This window comes from Methylobacterium sp. E-065 (genome assembly GCF_022829605.1).
GTDB lineage: Bacteria > Pseudomonadota > Alphaproteobacteria > Rhizobiales > Beijerinckiaceae > Methylobacterium.
Genome location: NZ_JAKSYD010000289.1, coordinates 72,644 through 87,477 on the forward strand (window position 1 = coordinate 72,644; position 14,834 = coordinate 87,477).

Below are 14,834 nucleotides of genomic sequence, written 5' to 3' on the forward strand. Positions count from 1 at the left end.
CTCCTCAGGCCGCTTCCTTGCCGCCTTCGCCGATCCGGATCTTGGCATCCGTCTGGAAGGCGTAGGGCGGGATGGGCAGGTTGATCGGCGCCGGTCCATGGCGCACGCGACCCACCGCGTCGAACTGCGAACCGTGGCAGGGGCAAGCCCAGCCCTCAAAATTACCCTGGTGGCCGATCGGCACGCAGCCGAGATGCGTGCAATTGCCGTACACCACCAACCACTGGTCGTGCCCATTCTTGACACGGGTCGTGAAGGCGGCCGGATCGATCATTGCCGTGAGGGGGACCGCCTTCATGTCGGTCAATTCCTTCGCGGTCAGCTTGCGCACGAAGATCAGCTTGCCGCGCCAGAAGACGTTGACGATCTGTCCGTCCTGGATCGGCGTCAGGTCGACCTCGATCGGTGCGCCGGCCGCGATCGTGTCGGCGTCGGGCGCCATGGACGAGATCAGCGGCCAGACCACGGACCCGGCTCCGACGGCAAGCGCAGCGCCCGTTGCCAGGAACAGGAAGTCGCGCCGGCTACCCTCCGGCCCATGAGTGCCTTGCCCATGAGTGCCCTGCCCGTGCGTATCCTGCCCGTGGGCCACGGGCGCGGCGGCTGATGTGTTCGCCAAGTTCATGAACTCCGTGCGTCGGCGTGAGGGCCGCAGGCGCCCTGCCCTGGTCTCCCGGCTGTAGCCAGGATCAAAGCATTATCGTTCTAATCGGGGCAATGAGACCGTCTGCCGCTCCCGAGTCAAGCGACGGTTTGCGGCGCAGCGATACGGATCGGACGTCTCTGTCCAGATATCGTGCCGATTGCCCGGAGGGGCCTCCCTCGGCTCGCGTCGGCGGCACTCCGCGGTCGATCCAGGCGCCGCAGCACTGATCACATCCGGCGTCCGAAGTCCGCCGGATTGGGTTTTCACGCGCATGCGCCGGTTGTGGCGTTCCCTCCGCCATCCCGGGCGACGCGAACTGTCTCAAGCCAGGCGATATCTGACGGGGATGCTCAACCTCGGTTTGCATCGCGTCGCGACCGACGGGGATATGACCGGTCACTCAAGACGACGCTTGGATCGATTCCCGAATCAGCAGGCGGCGGTGAGGCGTCGCCACCGCAGGACCAGCAGGCTCGCCACCGCGAACAGGCCCGCGCAGAATCCGAGCCAGATGCCGTAGCCTTGAAGACCCGCGCCCCAGGCTAGGGCGGCGCCCAGCGGTACACCGAGTCCCCAATAGCCGCCGATCGCGATCCACATCGGAACGGTGGCGTCCTGCAGGCCGCGCAGCATCCCAAGCGCCACCGACTGGATGCCGTCCGCAACCGCGAAGAGGGCCGCGAAGCCGATGAAGGCCACGGCGATCGGTAGGACCCCGGCGTTGGCTGGGTCAGCGAGGTCGAGGAACAGGCCGGTGAGTCGGTCCGGGGCGGCGAGCTGCGTGAGCGCGCAGAGGGCCATGAAGGCGAAGGCGAGCCCGAGGGCAACCGCGCCGGACCGGCGCACGCCGCTTCCGTCCCGTCGCCCGAAGGCCAGACCGACGCGGACGGTCGCGGCTTGCGCGACACCGTTCGGCACCATGAAGCAGACGGCCGCGATCTGGATCGCCACGGCGTGGGCTGCGAGCTGGCTGGCCCCGAACAGGCCCATGCCGAGGGCGGCAGCCTCGAACAATCCCGCCTCGGCGAGGCCGGTGGCCGCCATCGGCAGGCCGAGGCGGAACACGGCAGCGAGCCGCGCGCCGTCGAAGCGCCAGAACCCCTGGAGCAGCCGGTAGCGCCGGAGACGCGGATCACACAGCACCACGACGACCAGAAGGGTGAGGCTGAACACGGCCGAGCACAGCGTGGCGGCGCCGATGCCCGTCATGCCGAGGGCGAAGCCCGTCGGAAAGGCGAGCCAGAGTCCGAGGGCGACGTTCACCGGGAGCGCCGCGAGGCTCGCGGCGAGCGCCCAGCCCGGCCGTTCCAAGGCAGCGAGCGCTCCCCGCAGGGCCATGAACAGAAGGGCTGGCCACATCGCCCATTGCAGGACGCGCATGTAGGCACCGGCGGCCTCGGCCAGGGGCAGCGGTTCGCCGATCGCGGCGAGGAGCGCGCCGGTGTGCCAGAGGATCGCCATGAGGGGCACCGCCACCAGGGTGGCAGCCCAGAAGCCCGCCCGCAGGGTCCGGCGCGCGGCGTCGGTCGCCCCTGAGTCGTGCCCGAGCGCCGCCGCGATCAGCGGCGCAACCGTCCCGGTCAGACCGAGGCCGCCGATGAACAGGATGAAGTAGAGTCCGTGCGCCAGGGTCGCCGCCGCCAGCGCCTCGGAGCCGAGGCGGCCGAGCATGACCACATCGGCCATGATCAGGCCGTGCTGGGCGAGATTGGTGAGCACGAGCGGCCCGGACAGCGCGAGTGTCGCGCGCAGTTCACGGAGCCAAGGGCGGTGTGACGGGGCCCCTTCCCGCGCGGGAAGATCCGCGAGGTCGAGTGCCGACATGAAAAACTCTCGGTGTGTGCGGGATTTGGACGGATCGGCTGTCTTCGCGTGGCAGCCAACGACCTTCAGGGTGAGATTCTATCCGCGTAACGCGTCGGAAACCTGTCGCGCGCGTCGGTCCGGCGGATGCTCGGCATCGGGTGCCCCCAGCGTCGACTGGTCGGCCAGGAAGCCGCCCGATTGCCGCGACCACAGGCCGGCATAGACGCCGCCGCGGGCGACGAGTTCCGCATGCGTCCCCTCCTCGACGATTCGCCCGCGCTCGATCACGATAAGCCGGTCGAGAGCCGCGATGGTCGAGAGCCGATGAGCGATCGCCAGCACGGTCTTGCCGGCCATCAGCGTGTCGAGGGATTCCTGAATTGCTGCCTCGACCTGGCTGTCGAGAGCCGAGGTCGCCTCGTCCAGGATCAGGATCGGCGCGTCCTTGAGGATCACCCGCGCGATGGCGATCCGCTGACGCTGACCGCCCGAGACTTTCACGCCGCGTTCGCCGACCTGGGCGTCGTAGCCACGCCGCCCTTTGTGGTCGACGAGATCGGCGATGAAACCATCGGCATGGGCCAGCTGCGCGGCCCGCGCGATTTCCTCATCGGAGGCGTCCGGCCGGCCGTAGGCGATGTTGTCGCGGATCGAGCGGTGCAGCAGCGACGTGTCCTGGCTGACCATCGCGATCGCCTCGCGCAGGGATTGCTGCGTCACCGTGGCGATGTCCTGCCCATCGACGCGGATGCGACCGCTCTCGACGTCGTAGAGGCGCAGCAGCAGGCTCGCGAGTGTCGATTTTCCCGCGCCGCTGACGCCGACGAGGCCGACCTTTTCGCCGGGGCGAATCGTGAGCGAGAAGTCCTCGATCACGGTTGCGTCGCCGCGGCCATAGTGAAAGCCGACCGTCTCGAACCGGACCTCGCCGCCGGTGACGACGAGTTCCCGCGCGTCCGGCGCATCGACCAGCGCGTGGGGCCGCGCCATGGTCTGCATGCTCTCCTGGACCACGCCGACATTCTCGAACACGCCGCGCACGGTCTGCATCACCCAGCCCGACATCGCGATGAGCCGGAGCACCAGAGCGAGCCCCGCCGACGCCTCGCCGGTCGTCATGCCGCCGCCGCGCCACAGGACGATGCAGGCAGCGCCCGTGGCGATCAGCAGTGCGCTGTTGAGGATACCCAGCAGACTGGTGGTGAGCGTCACCAGCCGGAACTGGTGCAGGTACGCCTCGGTATGGACGTCCACGGCGTCGCGCACGGCGGCCCGCTCCTCCCGGTCCCGGGCGAAGAGCTTCACGGTCAGGATGTTGGTGTAGCTGTCGACGATGCGGCCGATCAGCGTCGAGCGCGTATCTGCGGTCTTGTGCGAGCGAGCCCGAGCTCGGGGCACGAACCATGCGGTCAGCCACGCGTAGACGCCGATCCAGACCAGGACCGGTAGGGCGAGCCAGGCCGAGATCGAGCCGAACAGGCCGACTGCCGTCACGGCATAGATCGCCACGTAGAGCAGCGTGTCGATGAACACGACCGCGAGTTCGCGTACCGCCGGCCCGACCTGCACGACGCGGTTCGCGAGGCGCCCTGAGAAGTCGCCCTGGAAATACGACAGCGCGTGACCGAGGGTGTAGAGATGCGCCCGCCAACGGATCTGGCTGGTCGATTGCGGCACGATCAGCTGGTTGGACAGCACCTCGTGCGCCCAGATCGAGACCGGCCTGATCACCGCGATCAGCAGCACCGCCAAGCCGAGGCCGGTGGCGTGATCCGACAGAACGGTGGCGCGATCAGCCGTGCCGAGCAAATCGATGAACCACCGCATGACGAGGTAGAGCGAGGCCTCGACCGTGCCGGCGAGCACCGCGATGACGAACAGGGCCGCCAGCGCAGCGCGGATCGGGCGCAGGTAGAACCACGCGAACCCGAGCACCGTACGCGGTGGCATCTGGGATTCGTCGAAGGGCGCGAACGGATCCACGCGGCGCTCGAGCCAATCGAGGAACATGCTGCCTGGGGCGTGACGCTACGGGAGCCCCTCATGTAAGCGCGGGGCGCGCCGCGCCAACCGCGCGCGGAGGTCGCGCCAACCGCCTTAGCGGTTCAGCGCGAGGGCGGCCCCCGACTTGGTCAGCGCGCCTTCCAGGCCGCCTCCGCCCCCGCCCTGGCGCAGGCGTGCCGCCACGGTACCGCCGGGCTGATAGAGATAGACCTCGCCGTCTCGGAAATCCCACGCCGAGACCTTGGCGAGATCCTTGTTCGGGCAGGCCGAGGCCGACGCCTTGTAGAGGTCGAGCGCGGGGGCGCTGGAGAGCGTGACCTTGCAGTTCGCCCCAGTCGCGTCCCGGGCGTCCCAACTCCCGACCACGGCGGCGCGCCCGGTGGCGACCACGGGCGGCGGCGGTGCCGGCGGGGTGACCGGCTCGGCGATCACCGTTGGCGCCGCGGGCGAGAGGGCCGCTTGCGGGCCGGGAGGGGGCGACGCGTCGGGGCTTGCCGCCACGCCCGGCGGCGGGGCAAGCGGCGCTGCCGTCACCGTCCCCGACGGAACGGCCTGGACGGCTTCGAGGCCGGCCTGGGGCGCCCGGGTGCGCGGCGCGTCGAGCCGGCTGGACGCGCAGGCACCAAGGCTGGCGGCCAGGCAGAGAACGGCGAACGTCGACAGGCTCGGGCGCAGCATCGATCCACTTGGGTCAGGCTTGAACAGGCACGCTTCCGCGCGTCCCTCCTGACTCGGCGGCAAATGCGCTGACGGCAAGGCGGCCCTGGCGATGCCCGGTGAGTCCGTCGCGGGAGGCGCGCCTTTTCAAGGGAGTGTGGCGTTCAGGCCGCAAATTCAGGGCCGGTCCCGATCGCGACCGGCTCTGAGTTCCTGCGTTGACGCGCTCTTTGGCGCCGAGACGGAATTCACTTCGGCGAATATCGCGCCGTCTAATCAGAGAGCGCGCTCGATCATCATTTTCTTGATCTCGGCAATCGCCTTCGCGGGATTCAGACTCTTCGGGCAAGTATTGGCGCAGTTCATGATCGTGTGGCAGCGATAGAGCCGGAACGGGTCGTGCAGGTTGTCGAGCCGGTCACCGGTATTCTCGTCGCGTGAGTCGATCAGCCAGCGATAGGCCTGGAGCAGAGCCGCTGGGCCGAGGAACTTGTCGCCGTTCCACCAGTAGCTCGGGCAGGACGTGCTGCAGCACGCGCACAGGATGCACTCGTAGAGGCCGTCGAGGCGCGAGCGGTCCTCGGGGGTCTGGCGCCACTCCTTCTCGGGAGCCGGGGTTTCAGTCTGTAGCCACGGCTCGATCGCCGCGTGCTGGGCGTAGAAATTGGTGAGGTCCGGCACGAGGTCCTTCAGCACCGGCATGTGGGGCAGCGGATAGATGCGGATCGCCCCATCCTTGTCCTTGCGGGTCATGACCGGCAGGGCATTGTCGGGGCTCTTGCACTCGTCGATGCCCATCGTGCAGGCGAGCGCGTTCTGGCCCTCGATGTTCATCGCGCAGGAGCCGCAGATGCCCTCGCGGCAGGACCGGCGGAAGACCAGGGTCGAATCGACCTTGTTCTTGATCCACAGGAGCGCGTCGAGGACCATCGGGCCGCAATCCTCGCGATCGACCTGATAGGTGTCGATGCGCGGATTGGCCCCGTCATCCGGGTTCCAGCGGTAGATCTTGAACGTCTGCAGGCTCCGGGCGCCCGGAGGGGCCGGCCAGGACTTGCCCTGCGTGATCTGGGAGTTCTTCGGAAGGTTGAACTGGGCCATTGGGTCGATGTCCGGCAGTATCGGTCAGGTAGGAAAGTCGGGATCGAGGATTCGCACGCGAACGCGCTCATCTTCGATCGTGACGATCGCGCCGGCTTCTAGGGAGCCGCGGTGATCCGTCAGGACGCGTGCTACGACAGTGAGGTGGCGCTCATGCTCGATGCGTCCGCACCGAAGCTGAATCACGCTCGGGGCGATCAACCCCTGTCGCGTCAGGGCGACGCCAAAATCGAGGTCTCGCGTGAGCACGATCGCGCTATTGGCGCGTGCCCAATCCATGATCGCCTCGTCGGTCGCATCCCGAAGCCCAATCGTGCTCCAGTGGGCGACAGAGAATCCTTGGCTTTCCAGCCCTCCGACCCAGGCGATCGACAGATTCATATCGACGACGAGTTTCATGCGGCGACCAGGCCAACTTCCCGGAAGCCTGCGAGTGACGCGCCGAAGCGAAGGGCTTCGAGAATGTCCTCTCGCTCCAAGTAGGGATAGCCAGCCAGGAGTTCGTCGATCGTCGTTCCGCCACCGAGTTCACCCAGGATCATCCCGACCGTCACTCGCATGCCGCGGATGCACGGCTTGCCACCCATCACCGCGGTATCAACCGAGATCCGGGGAAATCCCTGGTAGGTATGCGGCACAACAACACTCCTCACACCTCGATTCGACCGGTGAACGGTCCGAAAACGGCGTGAATGCCGGTTTTCGGCACCCACGGCACGGGCAGTCAATTTAATACACGCGGGCCTTCGGCTCGATATACTGAATCTCGTTAGACATCGTGTAGGTGTGAACCGGGCGATAATCGATGTTCACCTGATGCCGGCTCTCGTCGAGCCAGGACAGGGTGTGCTTCATCCAGTCCTTATCGTCGCGATCCGGGAAGTCCTCGCGGGCGTGGGCACCGCGGGACTCGGTTCGGTTGGCAGCCGATTCCATCGTCACCACCGCCTGGCCGATCAGGTTGTCGAACTCCAGGGTCTCCAAGAGGTCGGTGTTCCAGACCAGCGACCGGTCGGTGATCCTCACGTCGGCGGCGGCGTTCCAGACCTTGTGGATCAGGCCCTTGCCCTCCTCCAGAACCTCACCGGTGCGGAACACAGCGCAGTTGTTCTGCATGGTCTTCTGCATCTCGGCGCGCAGATCCGCGGTCGGCGTCGAGCCATTGGCGTGGCGGAAACGGTCGAGGCGCTCGAGCGCCTTGTCGGTGGCGCCCTTCGGCAATTCCATCGCCCGCCCGTTCGGCTCGACGATCTCGGCGCAGCGCTTGCCGGCTGCCCGGCCGAACACCACGAGGTCGATCAGCGAGTTCGAGCCGAGGCGGTTGGCGCCGTGCACCGACACGCAGGCCGCCTCGCCGATCGCCATCAAACCGGGAACCACCGTGTCGGGGTTGCCGTCGCGCAGCGTCAGCACCTCACCGTGATAGTTCGTGGGAATGCCGCCCATGTTGTAGTGCACGGTGGGGATGACCGGGATCGGCTCCTTGGTGACATCGACACCGGCGAAGATCTTTGCCGATTCCGAGATACCCGGCAGGCGCTCGTGCAGGATCTTCGGATCCAGGTGATCGAGGTGCAGGTAGATGTGGTCCTTGTTCTTGCCGACGCCGCGGCCGTCTCGGATCTCCATGGTCATCGAGCGCGAGACCACGTCGCGCGACGCGAGATCCTTGGCCGACGGTGCATAGCGCTCCATGAAGCGCTCGCCCTCGGAATTGGTCAGGTAGCCGCCCTCGCCGCGCGAGCCCTCGGTGATCAGGCAGCCCGCGCCGTAGATGCCGGTCGGGTGGAACTGCACGAACTCCATGTCCTGCAGCGGCAGGCCGGCACGCAGAACCATGGCATTGCCGTCGCCCGTGCAGGTATGCGCGGAGGTCGCCGAGAAATAGGCGCGGCCGTAGCCGCCGGTCGCCAGGATGGTCGTCTGGGCGCGGAAGCGGTGGATCTCGCCGGTGGCCTGGTCGAGGGCGATGACGCCGCGGCAGCGGCCCTCGTCGTCCATGATCAGGTCGAGGGCGAAATACTCGATGAAGAAGTCGGTCTGGTTCTTCACCGCCTGCCCGTAGAGGGTGTGCAGCATGGCGTGACCGGTCCGATCGGCCGCCGCGCAGGTGCGCTGGGCGGTGCCCTTGCCGTAATCGGTGGTCATGCCGCCGAACGGGCGCTGGTAGATTTTTCCTTCTTCCGTTCGGGAGAACGGCACGCCCCAGTGCTCAAGCTCGTAAACGGCCGCAGGTGCGTTCCGAACCAAGTATTCGATGGCGTCCTGATCGCCGAGCCAGTCCGACCCCTTCACGGTGTCGTACATGTGCCAGCGCCAGTCATCCGGGCCCATATTGCCGAGCGAGGCCGAGATGCCGCCCTGCGCCGCCACGGTGTGCGAGCGGGTCGGGAACACCTTGGTGATGCAGGCGGTGCGCAGGCCGGCCTCCGAGCAGCCGACGGTCGCCCGCAGGCCCGCGCCGCCCGCGCCGACGATCACCACGTCGAAGGCGTGATCGTGGATGGTGTAGGCAGGCCCGCTGCCGTTGGTGCCATTGGCGGCCATGTTCGGCTCCTCGAATGTCGTGATGGCGGGGTTCAGGCCGGCTGTCCGAAGCCGATGCGCAGGACCGCGTAGAGGCAGGCGACGGCCACGAGGACCGCGTAGACGTTGTTGGCGAGCACCGCGGCGATCTTGGTCGCCTGCGCGTGAACGTAATCCTCGATGACCACCTGCATGCCAATGCGCATGTGGAGCGTCACCGACAGGAGTGCCAGGATGAGGATGATCGCGACGAAGGGGTTTGCGACGATATGGACTGCGCCCGCGTAATCGCGGCCGGCCATGTTCGCGATGATGACCACGAACGCCAGCATCAGCACCGTGTTGGTCAGCGCGGTGACGCGCTGCAACCACCAATGGCTGACACCGTGATGGGCGACGCCCAGGCCCCGGACGCGGGCCCGCGGGGTGCGGATCGAGACGCTCGTGTCCTGGCGGATCTTTTCCTTGGCCATGACGACCTCCTCAGCGGACCAGAAGGGCGACCGCCCAGATGACGAGCGTGAGCGCCACCGACCCGATCAGGGTCAGACGGGACATCGCCAGCCGCTTCTCCCGATCGAAGCCGATCCCGAAGTCCCAGGCGAAATGGCGCAGGCCGCCGAGCATGTGGTGCATCAGGATCCATGTGTAGACGAACAGGATCAGGCGCCCGATCACGGAGCCGAAAAACCCGGCGACATAAGAATAGGCGATCGGTCCGGAAGCCAGCGCCAGCAGCCAGATGGCAACGAGTGCAGTCCCTCCGTAGAGCGCCGTTCCGGTGATGCGGTGAAACACCGACATCGCCATGGTCCAGGTCCAGCGATAGATCTGGAGATGCGGCGAAAGCGGCTGTGCCACTGTCGGGCGTGCGGTGGGTGCCATCGGGATGAAGCCTCGCAGCTGCGAACTGGACCGTCTCTAATCTGGTAGCGCTAGTGCCTGCGCGGGCAAGCCGCAATCCATCATGGTGCGACGCAATGTGCCCACGCGGGCAACACAAATCGGTTTCTGTCACTTCAGCATGCCGAGCAGCAGCCACCATGCATAATCGAGGGGGGCAGCCACGATGAGCCCAACCACGCCGAAGCTCAGGGTGAGTCGCGTCGCATCCCGGAGCCGGACGCCGCCGAGTTCGCTGGCGAACACGATCGGCGGCGCTTGGTACGGGAAGAAGACCGTCGAGTAGCCGATGACCTGTAGCGAGACGACCGCGTAGGGTGACATTCCGCTAGCGGCCGTCATGTCGCGCGCCAGCGCGGTGTAGAGCGCCGGTGCGCCGTTGGCGGTTAGAAGCAGCGTCAGGCCCGTGCCGAGGCCCGTCAGCACGGCGAAGTTCTGGACTGGGGCGCCGGGCTCGAGCGGCGCCACCGACAACACGAGGTGCCCGAGGCGTTCGCCGAGCCCGGTTTCGTTGACGAGGGCGACGAGCCCCAGCAGGGCCGCGATGTAGAAGCAGATCCGCAGATTGATCTGCTGGAAGCTCTCGGATGGAAGAACGCCGACCCGCGGCAGCAGGCAGACGACGGCGGCGGCGAGGCCGACCCAGGCCGGGGCGAGCCCATGCAGGCTGTCGGTCATCCACAGCGCGAGCGTGCAGGCGAGGATCGCGGCGAGGCGCCGCTCGCCGGCGGAGATCGGCGGCAGGGCCGGCAAGGCCGGGGCACCGTGCGCCAGCCGATCCGGGAACAGCCGCACGACCAACAGCACCAGGATGACGCCCTTGACCCCGGCCAGGACGGGCGCGTGCAGCAGGAAATACGACAGGTAGGAGAAGTGGACACCGAGCAGATGTTCGGCCGATCCGGCCATCACGAGGTTCGGTACGTTGGCGGGCAGGATCGCGGCGGAGAGAATCGGCGTGGCGACGCCCACGGCCAGAACCGCCCCGGTCCGCCCTGGGCGACCCTGGACGAGTCCGAATGCGTCGCAGAGCGCCAGTGTCACCGGAATCATCAGCGCGATCCGCCCGAGATTCGACGGCATGACGAAGGCGATCAGGAAGCTGAGACCGACCAGTCCGGCGATCAACTGCGGGTAGGAGCCGGAGAGGCGAAGCGCCAGCGCGCGGGCCACACGGCTGCCCAAGCCGGTACGCGTCATGGCCTGCCCAACCACCATGCCGGACAGGACGAGCCAGAAGGCCGAAGCCGAGAAGCCGGAAAAGACCGTGGTGGCGCTGCCCAGGCGGAAGAGCATCGCCAGTCCGAAGAAGGCGAGCGCCGTCACGACCTCGGGCAACAGCGCAGTCGCCCACAGGCTCATGCACAGCACGAGCAGAGCGGCGGTCGCCGGCACAGCTGCAACCCCGCTCACGCGATCCTCCCCTCTCCACACCCCCGACAATGCGAACATCCTGGCCGGTTTGGAAAGGTTCGCAATTCGGCAGTGATGGACGGAGCCTTCTTCAACCGCGAAGGCCCGCGCTTCGAGACCGACATGGTGCCGATGGCGATCCGACGCGCGCCGAGGGATCTCGACACGCGGAGGCCCAGCCGTACACCGGCCGGGCCTCCCGAATTCGAGTCCGGACGAGCCATTCCGAGGGGTTCAGTAGCCGTACGTGCCGCAAGAGGCCGGATCGTAGGCGCCGTAGCCATACTCGGTGTTGCAGCTGTCGTCGCCGAAGCCACCGAGTCCGTTTCCAACGCCGAGGCCGAGCCCTACGCCCGCAAGGCCATACCCGAGACCACGTCCGTAGCCGCGGCCAGAGTGACGGCCCGCAAAGCCCCGCCCAGCCAGCCCGGGGGTTCCGATGCCCCCCCCGGTTTCCGATGACTCCGCGGGTCCCGAGCGCGCCGACGCGGCCGGAATTGCCGAATCCCCCGGTCCGAAGACCGCCCCCGGCGGTTGCGCCGGTCCCGCCCAGGCCTGTGCCGCGGAAGCCGCCGCCGAGCCCGCCCGCGCGGGCGCCGCCGAAGCCTGCACCGCCGCCATGGAACCCACCGCCATGAAATCCGCCGCCGAAGCCGCCGCGATGAAATCCGCCGCCAAAGCCGCGTGCATCCGCGCCGGCCGGGTTGAAAGCCGCGACCGCAAGCAATGCGGTCGATACCAATGCCAGATACTCCATCGAACAACCCAACGTTTCATGTGATCGTTGATTGTCCAACAGCGCTAAATCCGCGCGTATCCAAGCTTCGGTATCGACGCGCGCGTGTCGTTCCTTCGCTGCACTGGGCCGACAGCATGGTCGCTCGAGAGCGTGGCTGCGCGAATCGGGCCGGTCGTTCACCGGAAGGGCGGTTCGTCGAAGCTCCGCAGCTTGCGCGAGTGCAGCCCGTGCCGATCGGCACGCAGGGCGTCGAGCGCGGCGAGCCCGACCTTGAGATGCTCGGAGACTGCCCGATCGTAGAACGCGTTGGCGGCGCCCGGCAGCTTGATCTCGCCGTGGAGCGGCTTGTCCGACACGCAGAGCAAAGCTCCGTAGGGCACGCGCAGGCGGAAGCCCTGGGCGGCGACGGTGCCGCTCTCCATGTCGACCGCCACCGCCCGGGACTGGTTGATCCGCCGCCGCTCCTGGCTGAACCGCAATTCCCAATTGCGGTCGTCGTAGGTGACGACCGTGCCGGTGCGCAGGCGCCGTTTGAGGGCTTCGGCCTGCTCGCCCGTCACGGCGGCGGCGGCGTTCTGGAGCGCGACCTGCACCTCGGCGAGCGCGGGGATCGGCACGTCCGGGGGCACAAGCTCGTCGAGGATCCGGTCGCGACGGAGATACGCGTGCGCCAGCACGTAATCCCCGATGGTCTGCGATTGCCGCAGGCCGCCGCAATGGCCGACCATCAGCCAGCAATCCGGGCGCAGCACCGCGAGGTGATCGGTGATCGTCTTCGCGTTCGAGGGACCGACGCCGATATTGACCAGGGTCGTACCCTGATGCGTCCCGTCTTCGCCCCGGGTGACGAGGTGATAGGCCGGCATCTGGTGCCGGTGCCAGGGTGAGGCCGCGATCACCGCCGCCGGGTCGGCTTGCGCGGCCTCGGCGCGCGAGACAGAAATTCCGCCCGGCAGGACCAGACGTTCGAACCCTTCCGCACCCGAGGCCAACCGGTCCAGCCCGTGGCGGACGAACTGATCGACGTAGCGGTGATAGTTGGTCAGCAGGATCCAGGGCTGGACCTCGCGCCAGTCGCAGCCCGTGTAGTGGACGAGGCGACGCAGCGAGTAATCGACCCGCACCGCATCGAACAGGGCAAGCGGTAGCGGCTCACCCGCGGCGCGGTCGAAGATGCCATCGGCAATCTCGTCGCCCACCAGCGACAGCAGCGGCACCGGGAAGTAGGTGGCAAGGTCCGCGCCGTCGACGGCGCGTCCGCGCGCGTCGAGCCCGGCCTCCAGCACGTAGGGATAGGGTATTTCCTGTGCGCTCAGGCCCACTTCGAGGGTGATCCCGTAATCGGCGATCAGCGGCTCCAGCTGGCGGGTCAGGTAGTGGCGGAAGAAGGCGGGGTGCGTGACCGTGGTCGCGTAGGTGCCGGCGGCCTGGAGCTTCGCGGTGGCGCGCCGCACCCGCGGCAGTGGACCGTCCGGACGGTAGCTGATCCGCAATTCGGGGTAGCGGAAGGCGAGGCGCTCGGTGGCGTCCGGGGGCGGGCCCCCGGCGAGGTAGCGCTCCAGGGCCTGGCGCAAAGCGCCGACGGCCCCGTCGTAGAGCTCGACCAAGCGATCGATCGCAGTTCCGGCATCCGCCACGGCCTGCATCGGCCGCAATTCCCGCTCGATCATGTCGCCTCCGGGTCTAAGGTCTTGTTTTGATGCGCTCACTTGCGCCGAACCGCTGCCCACTTCAGCGGGGGGGGCGCTGTAGGGCCGGCTCTACACCGCCAGACGTGGGGTTGCGAGATGTGGGGTTGCGGGCGCCGGGTGCTTGGCCGAGAAGCCCGCTGAGGCAGAGCGAGGTCGCATGAACGCGGACGAGTTCGGGATCCGTCCCGGCGAGGAGATGGCAAATCTGCCCGCGGATTTCGATGCAGGCCTTCACTTCATCGGCCGGTTGCGCACTCCCTGGCGGACGCGTTCCGGGTGCCCGAAGAACGGTCTGCAGACCGAGGCGCTCTGCACGGTGGAGATCGATGCGCCCTACGTTCCGGGTCTGCGCACCATTACAGGCTGCACGCACCTGATCCTGCTCTACTGGATGGACCGGGCGACCCGCGGCCTCGTGGTCCAGCAGCCGCGCCACGCTGATGGCCCGCGCGGCACCTTCTCGCTGCGCTCACCGGCGCGGCCGAACCCGATTGCCTTGTCGGTGGTGGACCTGCTCGGCCGGGAGGGCGACGTGCTGCGGGTGCGCGGGCTTGACTGCATCGACGGTACGCCGCTCCTCGACATCAAGCCCTATTACGCATCGACGGATTCCCGTCCGAATGCGCAGGTCGGCCGTGCCGGTGCTGAGCGGTGAGGCGTCTCGCTCTCCTGATCGTCGCGGGTATCGGGTTGCTCGTTCTCGGCGGGCTTGTGGGCTGGCGTCTGCACAGGCCGGCTGCCGATGCGCGTGCCTACGCGGTGATGCGCCTCATCGCCATTCAGGTGAGCCTCGACGAGGCGCCGCCGGACTTCGTCTTCTATGGAGGCGATTCGCAGGTCGAGCTGCAGCCGGGTGGCCAGCAGGTCTGCGGATTGTCGCTGGTCAATGGCGGCGTGAGCGGATCAACGGCAGCGGCTTACGCGGATCACCTGAAGCAGCTGACCTTCGCCCGACATCCTTCGACCGCCGTGCTGACGATCGGGACGAACGACATCCTCGCGAAGAACAAGCCGCGCACTGCCGAGCCGGCCGCGCGGTTCGAGGCCGCTGCGGAGATCATCGTACGGCGCCTGCAGAGCCTCGCGCCGCGGGTGGTTGTCACCGCCCTCCCCCCGCTCGGACGCGAACTCGGTACGCTCGTCGATGCCGCCGCGGTCGCGGATTACTCGCAGCGGCTGCACGTCCTCTGCGGGCGGATCGGCTGCGCCTTCGCAGATCCGTTCGCGGATCTGCGCGATGGCGAGACAGGCTTCGCCAAGCCCGGCGCCATGCGCGACGGTCTTCACCTCGCCGCTTACCGGCCCGCGCTGAAGGCGCTTGAACCGGTCCTGTGCGGACCGTGAACGC

At 67.7% G+C, this 14,834-nt stretch carries 16 protein-coding genes; 3 read left to right on the top strand and 13 right to left on the bottom strand.

The annotated features are described in order from the left end of the window. Positions 1 to 4 precede the first annotated feature (4 nt). From petA to MKK84_RS32360, 12 genes are all read right to left on the bottom strand, one after another. Positions 5 to 511, bottom strand: coding sequence for a ubiquinol-cytochrome c reductase iron-sulfur subunit (petA, locus tag MKK84_RS32305; protein WP_243926877.1), 507 nt, complete (start codon positions 509 to 511; stop codon positions 5 to 7). 564 nt (positions 512 to 1,075) lie between these two features. Next, positions 1,076 to 2,470: an MATE family efflux transporter gene (locus tag MKK84_RS32310; RefSeq protein WP_243926640.1), complete on the bottom strand. Its 1,395-nt coding sequence runs from the start codon at positions 2,468 to 2,470 to the stop codon at positions 1,076 to 1,078. Between the two features lie 78 nt (positions 2,471 to 2,548). After that, positions 2,549 to 4,462: an ABC transporter ATP-binding protein gene (locus tag MKK84_RS32315; RefSeq protein WP_243926642.1), complete on the bottom strand. Its 1,914-nt coding sequence runs from the start codon at positions 4,460 to 4,462 to the stop codon at positions 2,549 to 2,551. Between the two features lie 87 nt (positions 4,463 to 4,549). Next, positions 4,550 to 5,134 carry an AprI/Inh family metalloprotease inhibitor gene (locus MKK84_RS32320; RefSeq protein WP_243926644.1) on the bottom strand — a complete coding sequence of 195 codons (585 nt, stop codon included), beginning with the start codon at positions 5,132 to 5,134 and terminating at the stop codon, positions 4,550 to 4,552. 255 nt (positions 5,135 to 5,389) lie between these two features. After that, a complete protein-coding gene (locus tag MKK84_RS32325; RefSeq protein WP_243926646.1) occupies positions 5,390 to 6,214 on the bottom strand; it encodes a succinate dehydrogenase iron-sulfur subunit in 825 nt (274 codons plus the stop codon). 24 nt (positions 6,215 to 6,238) lie between these two features. Beyond that, positions 6,239 to 6,613, bottom strand: a complete 375-nt coding sequence (locus MKK84_RS32330) for a DUF5615 family PIN-like protein (RefSeq protein WP_243926648.1) — start codon at positions 6,611 to 6,613, stop codon at positions 6,239 to 6,241. Then, a complete protein-coding gene (locus MKK84_RS32335) occupies positions 6,610 to 6,852 on the bottom strand; it encodes a DUF433 domain-containing protein (protein ID WP_243926650.1) in 243 nt (80 codons plus the stop codon). Before MKK84_RS32335 ends, MKK84_RS32330 begins: the two co-directional genes overlap by 4 nt. Positions 6,853 to 6,943: 91 nt before the next feature. Next, complete coding sequence (gene sdhA / locus MKK84_RS32340; RefSeq protein WP_243926652.1) at positions 6,944 to 8,761, bottom strand: succinate dehydrogenase flavoprotein subunit; 1,818 nt, start codon at positions 8,759 to 8,761, stop codon at positions 6,944 to 6,946. Between the two features lie 32 nt (positions 8,762 to 8,793). After that, entirely contained in the window at positions 8,794 to 9,213 is a 420-nt protein-coding gene (sdhD, locus tag MKK84_RS32345) for a succinate dehydrogenase, hydrophobic membrane anchor protein (RefSeq protein ID WP_243926654.1), read from the bottom strand. A gap of 10 nt (positions 9,214 to 9,223) precedes the next feature. Further along, positions 9,224 to 9,625 carry a succinate dehydrogenase, cytochrome b556 subunit gene (gene sdhC, locus MKK84_RS32350; RefSeq protein WP_243926656.1) on the bottom strand — a complete coding sequence of 134 codons (402 nt, stop codon included), beginning with the start codon at positions 9,623 to 9,625 and terminating at the stop codon, positions 9,224 to 9,226. 129 nt (positions 9,626 to 9,754) lie between these two features. Continuing rightward, complete coding sequence (locus MKK84_RS32355; RefSeq protein ID WP_243926657.1) at positions 9,755 to 11,056, bottom strand: SLC13 family permease; 1,302 nt, start codon at positions 11,054 to 11,056, stop codon at positions 9,755 to 9,757. Positions 11,057 to 11,290: 234 nt separating this feature from the next. Continuing rightward, on the bottom strand, positions 11,291 to 11,692 hold the full coding sequence (locus tag MKK84_RS32360; protein WP_243926659.1) for a hypothetical protein: 402 nt from the start codon (positions 11,690 to 11,692) through the stop codon (positions 11,291 to 11,293). Between MKK84_RS32360 and MKK84_RS32365 the strand changes: the two genes are divergently transcribed. Continuing rightward, on the top strand, positions 11,691 to 11,837 hold the full coding sequence (locus MKK84_RS32365; RefSeq protein ID WP_243926661.1) for a hypothetical protein: 147 nt from the start codon (positions 11,691 to 11,693) through the stop codon (positions 11,835 to 11,837). The two genes, MKK84_RS32360 and MKK84_RS32365, sit on opposite strands and share 2 nt — an antisense overlap. 134 nt (positions 11,838 to 11,971) lie before the next feature. On the opposite strand, the gene MKK84_RS32370 is transcribed toward MKK84_RS32365, so the two are convergent. Beyond that, the gene (locus MKK84_RS32370) at positions 11,972 to 13,465 is read right to left on the bottom strand and encodes an AMP nucleosidase (protein ID WP_243926663.1); all 1,494 of its coding nucleotides are present in this window, start codon (positions 13,463 to 13,465) and stop codon (positions 11,972 to 11,974) included. Between the two features lie 178 nt (positions 13,466 to 13,643). On the opposite strand from MKK84_RS32370, the gene tsaA reads away from it, so the two are divergent. Both tsaA and MKK84_RS32380 read left to right on the top strand, forming a co-directional pair. Continuing rightward, positions 13,644 to 14,141: a tRNA (N6-threonylcarbamoyladenosine(37)-N6)-methyltransferase TrmO gene (tsaA, locus tag MKK84_RS32375; RefSeq protein WP_243926665.1), complete on the top strand. Its 498-nt coding sequence runs from the start codon at positions 13,644 to 13,646 to the stop codon at positions 14,139 to 14,141. Next, positions 14,138 to 14,830 carry an SGNH/GDSL hydrolase family protein gene (locus MKK84_RS32380; protein ID WP_243926667.1) on the top strand — a complete coding sequence of 231 codons (693 nt, stop codon included), beginning with the start codon at positions 14,138 to 14,140 and terminating at the stop codon, positions 14,828 to 14,830. The genes tsaA and MKK84_RS32380 overlap by 4 nt, the downstream gene beginning before the upstream one ends. Positions 14,831 to 14,834: the final 4 nt, after the last annotated feature.

Excerpts from the sequence above, each read along its gene's own strand:
- MKK84_RS32310 (WP_243926640.1), bottom strand. The coding sequence starts at position 2,470 with ATGTCGGCACTCGACCTCGCGGATCTTCCCGCGCGGGAAGGGGCCCCG.
- MKK84_RS32315 (WP_243926642.1), bottom strand. The coding sequence starts at position 4,462 with ATGTTCCTCGATTGGCTCGAGCGCCGCGTGGATCCGTTCGCGCCCTTC.
- MKK84_RS32320 (WP_243926644.1), bottom strand. The coding sequence starts at position 5,134 with ATGCTGCGCCCGAGCCTGTCGACGTTCGCCGTTCTCTGCCTGGCCGCC.
- MKK84_RS32325 (WP_243926646.1), bottom strand. The coding sequence starts at position 6,214 with ATGGCCCAGTTCAACCTTCCGAAGAACTCCCAGATCACGCAGGGCAAG.
- MKK84_RS32330 (WP_243926648.1), bottom strand. The coding sequence starts at position 6,613 with ATGAAACTCGTCGTCGATATGAATCTGTCGATCGCCTGGGTCGGAGGG.
- sdhA (WP_243926652.1), bottom strand. The coding sequence starts at position 8,761 with ATGGCCGCCAATGGCACCAACGGCAGCGGGCCTGCCTACACCATCCAC.
- sdhD (WP_243926654.1), bottom strand. The coding sequence starts at position 9,213 with ATGGCCAAGGAAAAGATCCGCCAGGACACGAGCGTCTCGATCCGCACC.
- sdhC (WP_243926656.1), bottom strand. The coding sequence starts at position 9,625 with ATGGCACCCACCGCACGCCCGACAGTGGCACAGCCGCTTTCGCCGCAT.
- MKK84_RS32365 (WP_243926661.1), top strand. The coding sequence starts at position 11,691 with ATGAAATCCGCCGCCGAAGCCGCCGCGATGAAATCCGCCGCCAAAGCC.
- MKK84_RS32360 (WP_243926659.1), bottom strand. The coding sequence starts at position 11,692 with ATGGCGGTGGGTTCCATGGCGGCGGTGCAGGCTTCGGCGGCGCCCGCG.
- MKK84_RS32370 (WP_243926663.1), bottom strand. The coding sequence starts at position 13,465 with ATGATCGAGCGGGAATTGCGGCCGATGCAGGCCGTGGCGGATGCCGGA.
- tsaA (WP_243926665.1), top strand. The coding sequence starts at position 13,644 with ATGAACGCGGACGAGTTCGGGATCCGTCCCGGCGAGGAGATGGCAAAT.